The following is a 5961-nucleotide window of genomic DNA, read 5'->3' as shown; positions in this document are numbered from 1 at the left end:
CTGGCGTGGCCGGTAGTGCTTGGCTCCTCCCCTTTGGCGTAGGCCAAGGGGGAGGTTGGGAGGGGGTTGGCCCTTGCTTGAGGCTTTGGGGTTGTTGCGAAGAGCACCCCTCCCCAACCCTCCCCTTCGCTGCGCGAAAGGGAGGGGGCTTGGCTGCTTGCGTGGCCGGTAGTGCTTGGCTCCTCCCCTTTGGCGTAAGCCAAGGGGGAGGCTGGGAGGGGGTTGGTTTTTGCTTGAGGCTTTGCGATCGCTGCCAAGAGCACCCCTCCCCAACCCTCCCCTTCGCTGCGCGAAAGGGAGGGGGCTTGGCTGCTTGCGTGGCCGGTAGTGCTTGGCTCCTCCCCTTTGGCGTAGGCCAAGGGGGAGGTTGGGAGGGGGTTGGCCCTTGCTTGAGGCTTTGGGGTTGTTGCGAAGAGCACCCCTTCCCAACCCTCCCCTTCGCTGCGCGAAAGGGAGGGGGCCTGGCTGTTTGCGTGGCCGGGAGCGCTTGGCTCCTCCCCTTTGGCGTAAGCCAAGGGGGAGGTTGGGAGGGGGTTGGTTTTTGCTTGAGGCTTTGGGGTTGCCGCTGAGAGCCCCCCTCCCCAACCCTCCCCTTCGCTGCGCGAAAGGGAGGGGGCAGGGCGCTTACTCGCCCTGGTACTGCTTCTCTTCAACCAGCGCCGAACCGGCAACGCGGTTGATCTCGTTCTTGACGACGATGCGCTCGCCATTGGTGCCGTACACGCCGCGCGCCAAGGTGATGAACTCCGCACCGAAATCCTGCGCCGCTTCCTTCTCGCGCAGGCGGTCCTGGATCTCCCACATGCGCTCGTTGATGACCTTGAGCTGGTCCTTGAGCGCGCTCAGCGACGGGCGCGCTTCCTGCTGCGACAGCCACAGCGGCCACAGGCCCTGCAGCTCGGTGCGTACGTTGGCCAGCTTGGCGGTGTCGGTGATGCGCTCGGCCTTGATCTCGAGGATGGTGATCTTGTCGATCAGTTCGCCAATCGATACCGGGGTGAGTAGGGTCTGCACGTTGTGGCCGCCGTTGATTCGTCTAATGCGGCAATGATAGCGCCCCGCCAAAGGTTGCCAATGAACCGGTATTGGCGCTCGGGCAGCGGCGATGCGCACAATGCGGGCCCATCCCGACCAGGACTTGCCGATGCTGCTGCGTTCTTTCGCCACCGCTGTATTGATGCTGGGCGCTGCCAGCGCACACGGCGCCGAGGGCCTGCAGGGTGCCTGGCAGCTGCAATCGGGGGAGTTCATCAACCCGGAAGGGGCGGTCGTGGATTACGCCAGCCAGAAGCTGGCCGGCACCAAGATATTGGCCGATGGCCGTTTTGCCTTCACCACCACCAGCGATGGCAAGTTCTGGGCCGGCGGCTCAGGCACGTATCGCAGTGCTGACGGGCACTATGTGGAAACGCCGTTGATGGCGTCGTATCCGTTGGAGAACGGGGGCAGCTACAGCTTCCGCTACACCCTGGAAGGCGATGTGTGGACGCTGGAGCGCTGGGACGGCGAGCGCCGGGTTGAGCGTGAAGTGTGGAAACGCGCGCGCTGAGGGAACGTCAGGTTTGTAGGAGCGGCGTCAGCCGCGAAGCCGGGAGTCCATGACAACCCGGCAATGCCTCGAACTGGTAATCCGCCAGCTTCGCGGCTTACGCCGTTCCTACAACGGCAGATCGGCGTTACTTCGCCGGGAAGCCCACGTCTTCCAGCGCCTTGGTGAGGCTTTCCACCGGCTGGCTGGACTCGATTTTCACGTTCCTGCCGGGCAGGTCGATGTCGACCGTGGCGGCGGGGTCCACATCCTTGATGGCAGCCGTCACGCTGCGTGCGCAGCCGCCGCAGGTCATGCTTTCGATATGCAGTTTCATGGGGTTTCTCCGTTGGGGTGGAGCCAGCTTGCAGCTTGCCACGATGGGAAGGTCAAGCGATAAAGAGCGCTTGACCCTGCCATCGTTGGAAGCTTTAAGGTGCCTCCAACAATCGAAATGGAGACGTGCCGATGAGCAGCATCGCCAGTCCGGGCAAGCACAAGACCGGGCCTGCTACCGAAGATCTGATGATCGAGGGCATGACCTGCGCCTCCTGCGTGGGCCGGGTAGAGCGTGTGCTGAAGGCCATCCCCGGGGTCAGCCAGGCCAGCGTCAATCTGGCCACCGAACGCGCCAGCGTGCAGACCGATGGCAGCGTGCCGCGCGAAGCGCTGGTGCAGGCCATACACAAGGCCGGCTACGAGGTTTCCGCCCCCGCCGCGCAGGAGCTGCTGATCGAAGGCATGACCTGTGCTTCCTGCGTGGGCCGCGTCGAGCGCGCGCTGAAGGCGGTGCCCGGCGTGCAGTCGGCCAGCGTCAACCTGGCCACCGAGCGCGCCAGCGTGCAGGGCAGCGCCGCCCCGGCCGCGTTGTTGGCGGCGATCGAAAAGGCGGGATACACGGCCAGCGTGATCGGCAGCGCCGACAGCAACGAGGATCAGCAGGCACAACGGCATGCCGACGACCTGCGCGTGCTCAAGCGCGATCTGTGGATAGCGGCCGCGCTGAGCCTTCCGGTGTTCCTGCTGGAAATGGGCGGGCACCTGATCCCGGCCTTCCATCACTTCATCGCCGGCACGCTGGGTACACAGAACAGCTGGCTGCTGCAGTTCGTGCTGGCCACGCTGGTGCTGGTGTTCCCGGGTCGCCGTTTCTACCAGAAGGGCATCCCGGCCCTGCTGCGCGCAGCGCCGGACATGAACTCGCTGGTCGCGGTCGGCACGCTGGCGGCGTACGGCTACTCACTGGTTGCGACCTTCCTGCCGCGGCTGCTGCCGGCAGGCACCGTCAACGTTTACTACGAGGCCGCCGCGGTCATCGTCACCTTGATCCTGCTCGGTCGCATGTTGGAGGCAAAGGCCAAGGGCCGCACCTCCGAGGCGATCAAGCGTCTGCTGAAGCTGCAGGCCAAGACCGCGCGTGTGCGTCGCGCTGGCAGCGTGGTCGAGCTGCCACTGGAACAGATTGCCAGTGGCGACGTGATCGAAGTGCGCCCGGGCGAGCGCATCGCGGTGGATGGTGAGGTTGTCGACGGCGACAGTTATGTCGATGAATCGATGATCAGCGGCGAGCCGGTGCCGGTGCAGAAGGCGCCGGGCAGCAACGTCATTGGTGGCACCGTCAACCAGACCGGCGCGCTCGGCGTGCGTGCCACCGCCGTCGGCGGGGCAACCGTGCTGGCGCAGATCATCCGCCTGGTGGAACAGGCGCAGAGCGCCAAGCTGCCGATCCAGGCGCTGGTTGATCGCATCACCCTGGTGTTCGTGCCGATCGTGATGGGCTTGGCGCTGCTGACCTTCGCGGTGTGGCTGATCTTCGGCCCCGAACCGGCGCTGACCTTCGGCCTGGTCAATGCGGTGGCGGTGCTGATCATTGCCTGCCCGTGTGCAATGGGCCTGGCGACGCCAACCTCGATCATGGTCGGCACCGGTCGTGGCGCCGAGTTGGGCGTGCTGTTCCGCAAGGGCGAGGCGCTGCAGCTGTTGAAGGAAGCGCAGGTGGTGGCGGTGGACAAGACCGGTACGCTGACCGAAGGCCGCCCGCTGTTGACCGACCTGCAGCTGGCCGACGGCTTCCAGCGCAGCGAGGTGCTGGCACGCGTGGCGGCGGTGGAAGACCGCTCGGAGCATCCGATCGCCCGCGCCATCGTCACCGCCGCACAGCAGGAAAACCTGCAGTTGCCGGCCGTGGATGCTTTCGAATCGGTGACCGGCTACGGCGTGCGTGCGAGAGTGGACGGCGTGCGTGTGGAAGTGGGTGCTGATCGCTTCATGCAGAAGCTCGGCCTGGATGTGGCGGCATTCGCTGCCGAGGCACAGCGTCTGGGCGAAGAGGGTAAGACTCCGCTGTACGCAGCACTGGATGGCCGCTTGGCGGCCATCATCGCGGTCTCCGACCCGATCAAGTCCGATACCCGCGCTGCCATCGCCAGCCTGCATGCGCTGGGCCTGAAAGTGGCGATGATCACCGGCGACAACCGTCGCACCGCTGAAGCCATCGCGCGCCAACTCGGCATCGATGAAGTTGTTGCCGAAGTGCTGCCGGAAGGCAAGGTCGATGCGGTACGTCGGCTCAAGGCCGAACACGGGCGGTTGGCCTATGTCGGCGATGGCATCAACGACGCGCCGGCCTTGGCCGAAGCCGATGTCGGTCTGGCGATTGGCACCGGCACCGACGTGGCGATTGAAGCGGCCGATGTGGTGCTGATGTCCGGCAGCCTGCAGGGCGTGCCCAATGCCATCGCGCTGAGCAAGGCGACGATGGGCAATATCCGCCAGAACCTGTTCTGGGCCTTCGTCTACAACGCGGCCTTGATTCCGGTCGCTGCCGGCGTGTTGTATCCGGTCTGGAGCATCCTGTTGTCGCCGGTGTTTGCGGCCGGCGCGATGGCGCTGTCATCGGTGTTCGTGCTCGGCAATGCGCTGCGCCTGAAGCGCTTCCGCGCCCCACAGATGGACGCTTGAGGAGTGATGACGATGGAAGAGGGCATGAACATCGGCCAGGCCGCCAAGGCTTCCGGCATCTCCGCCAAGATGATCCGTTACTACGAGGACATCGGCCTGATCGGGCCGGTGGCACGTACCGACGCCGGCTACCGCCTGTACGCACCGCGTGACATCCATACGTTGGGTTTCATCAAGCGCTCGCGTGACATGGGCTTCAGCGTGGAGCGTATCGGCGAACTGCTGGAGCTGTGGCGCGACCGCTCGCGCCACAGCGGCGACGTCAAGCGCATGGCGCTGGAGCACGTGCAGGTATTGCAGCAGCGCATCGCCGAACTGCAGGGCATGGTGCAGACCGTGCAGGCGCTGGCCAATTGCTGTGCCGGTGACGACCGCCCGGATTGCCCCATCCTGCGTGATATCGAGACCGGCGTGCCGCTGCACGACGCCGCATTGCCAACCACATTTGGCGGCGTCTCCGCAGGCAAGCGCGCACGCTGATTATTGCGTGCAATTGCGAAAATGAACGGAATGCAAAGTGCACGCGCGCCGCGCGTGCCAGAAAACGCCTGAATAAAAGCCAAAAATCGGCGTTTTATTGCAGGCGTGGTTTCAGGGTTTGTTGGGGCGTCTAACGGAAAACTTACATCCGGACGCAGACAGCTGTTTGCTGTCGTGCCATCAAGCTCAGTAATGCAGAGGTAGTACCCCCCATGAAGACTTCGTTGATTGCCCTGGCGCTGGTTGCCGCCCTCCCGTTCGCCGCTTCGGCCGCTGACGGCCTGTCCTACAACTATGCTGAAGCCGACTACGCCAAGACCTCGGCCGACGGCAAGGCTGAAGGTTGGGGTGTAAAGGGTTCCTACGGGTTCCTGCCGAACTTCCACGCTTTCGGCGAATACACCCGCCAGGAAATCTCGCGCACCAACCTTGATATCGACCAGTGGCGCGTTGGCGCTGGCTTCAACAAGGAAATTGCACCGTCCACCGATTTCGTTGCTCGCGTGGCTTACGAAAAGTTCGACCCGAAGCACATCGATCTGGACTTCGAAGGCTACAGCGCTGAAGCCGGCATCCGCACCGCATTCGGCAAGCATGCCGAGGTGTACGCCATGGCTGGCTACGAAGACTTCAGCAAGAAGCACGGCGTCAATCCGGACGGTGACTTCTACGGCCGTCTTGGCGGCCAGGTGAAGTTGAACCAGAACTGGGGCATCAATGGCGACATCAAGATGACCGGTGACGGCGACAAGCAGTGGACCGTGGGTCCGCGCTTCAGCTGGTAAGACGTACTGACGCCTTGGCGTCATGTAGCGAAGGAGGGCCCGGCTTTGCCGGGCCTTTTCTTTTGGGTTCTTGCTGTTGTTCGAGATTTTTAGCTGGAAGCCTCCCCTCACCCCAACCCCTCTCCCGCACGCGGGAGAGGGGCTAGTGGACTAGCAGCCGACGTGATCCGAGCCCCTCTCCCGCCTGCGGGAGAGGGGTTGGGGCTG

General features: G+C 64.2%; 6 protein-coding genes. 4 read left to right on the top strand and 2 right to left on the bottom strand.

Features of this window, described 5'->3' with window-relative positions; all coding sequences use genetic code 11:
• Window positions 1–624: 624 nt before the first annotated feature.
• Window positions 625–1014 (bottom strand): DUF6165 family protein, encoded by a 390-nt coding sequence (locus QMX78_RS19630; protein ID WP_282272746.1) that lies wholly within the window; start codon window positions 1012–1014, stop codon window positions 625–627.
• 130 nt (window positions 1015–1144) lie between these two features.
• Here QMX78_RS19630 and QMX78_RS19625 point away from each other — a divergent pair, with 130 nt between their 5' ends.
• Window positions 1145–1549, top strand: coding sequence for a hypothetical protein (locus QMX78_RS19625; RefSeq protein ID WP_282272744.1), 405 nt, complete (start codon window positions 1145–1147; stop codon window positions 1547–1549).
• A gap of 127 nt (window positions 1550–1676) precedes the next feature.
• Here the strand turns inward: QMX78_RS19625 and QMX78_RS19620 are convergent, their stop codons facing one another.
• A complete protein-coding gene (locus QMX78_RS19620) occupies window positions 1677–1865 on the bottom strand; it encodes a heavy-metal-associated domain-containing protein (protein WP_282272742.1) in 189 nt (62 codons plus the stop codon).
• A 131-nt stretch (window positions 1866–1996) separates the two neighbouring features.
• Here QMX78_RS19620 and QMX78_RS19615 point away from each other — a divergent pair, with 131 nt between their 5' ends.
• From QMX78_RS19615 to QMX78_RS19605, 3 genes are all read left to right on the top strand, one after another.
• Entirely contained in the window at window positions 1997–4489 is a 2493-nt protein-coding gene (locus QMX78_RS19615) for a heavy metal translocating P-type ATPase (RefSeq protein WP_282272740.1), read from the top strand.
• Between the two features lie 24 nt (window positions 4490–4513).
• Window positions 4514–4969, top strand: coding sequence for a Cu(I)-responsive transcriptional regulator (gene cueR, locus QMX78_RS19610; RefSeq protein WP_282272738.1), 456 nt, complete (start codon window positions 4514–4516; stop codon window positions 4967–4969).
• A gap of 212 nt (window positions 4970–5181) precedes the next feature.
• Window positions 5182–5754 (top strand): Ax21 family protein, encoded by a 573-nt coding sequence (locus tag QMX78_RS19605; protein WP_282272736.1) that lies wholly within the window; start codon window positions 5182–5184, stop codon window positions 5752–5754.
• Window positions 5755–5961: the final 207 nt, after the last annotated feature.

It is taken from the genome of Stenotrophomonas sp. PS02298, assembly GCF_029959445.1.
In the GTDB taxonomy this organism is placed as follows: Bacteria; Pseudomonadota; Gammaproteobacteria; order Xanthomonadales; family Xanthomonadaceae; genus Stenotrophomonas.
This window is presented reverse-complemented; position numbering and strand designations above follow the sequence as displayed.

Excerpts from the sequence above, each read along its gene's own strand:
- QMX78_RS19625 (WP_282272744.1), top strand. The coding sequence starts at position 1,145 with ATGCTGCTGCGTTCTTTCGCCACCGCTGTATTGATGCTGGGCGCTGCC.
- QMX78_RS19620 (WP_282272742.1), bottom strand. The coding sequence starts at position 1,865 with ATGAAACTGCATATCGAAAGCATGACCTGCGGCGGCTGCGCACGCAGC.
- QMX78_RS19615 (WP_282272740.1), top strand. The coding sequence starts at position 1,997 with ATGAGCAGCATCGCCAGTCCGGGCAAGCACAAGACCGGGCCTGCTACC.
- cueR (WP_282272738.1), top strand. The coding sequence starts at position 4,514 with ATGAACATCGGCCAGGCCGCCAAGGCTTCCGGCATCTCCGCCAAGATG.
- QMX78_RS19605 (WP_282272736.1), top strand. The coding sequence starts at position 5,182 with ATGAAGACTTCGTTGATTGCCCTGGCGCTGGTTGCCGCCCTCCCGTTC.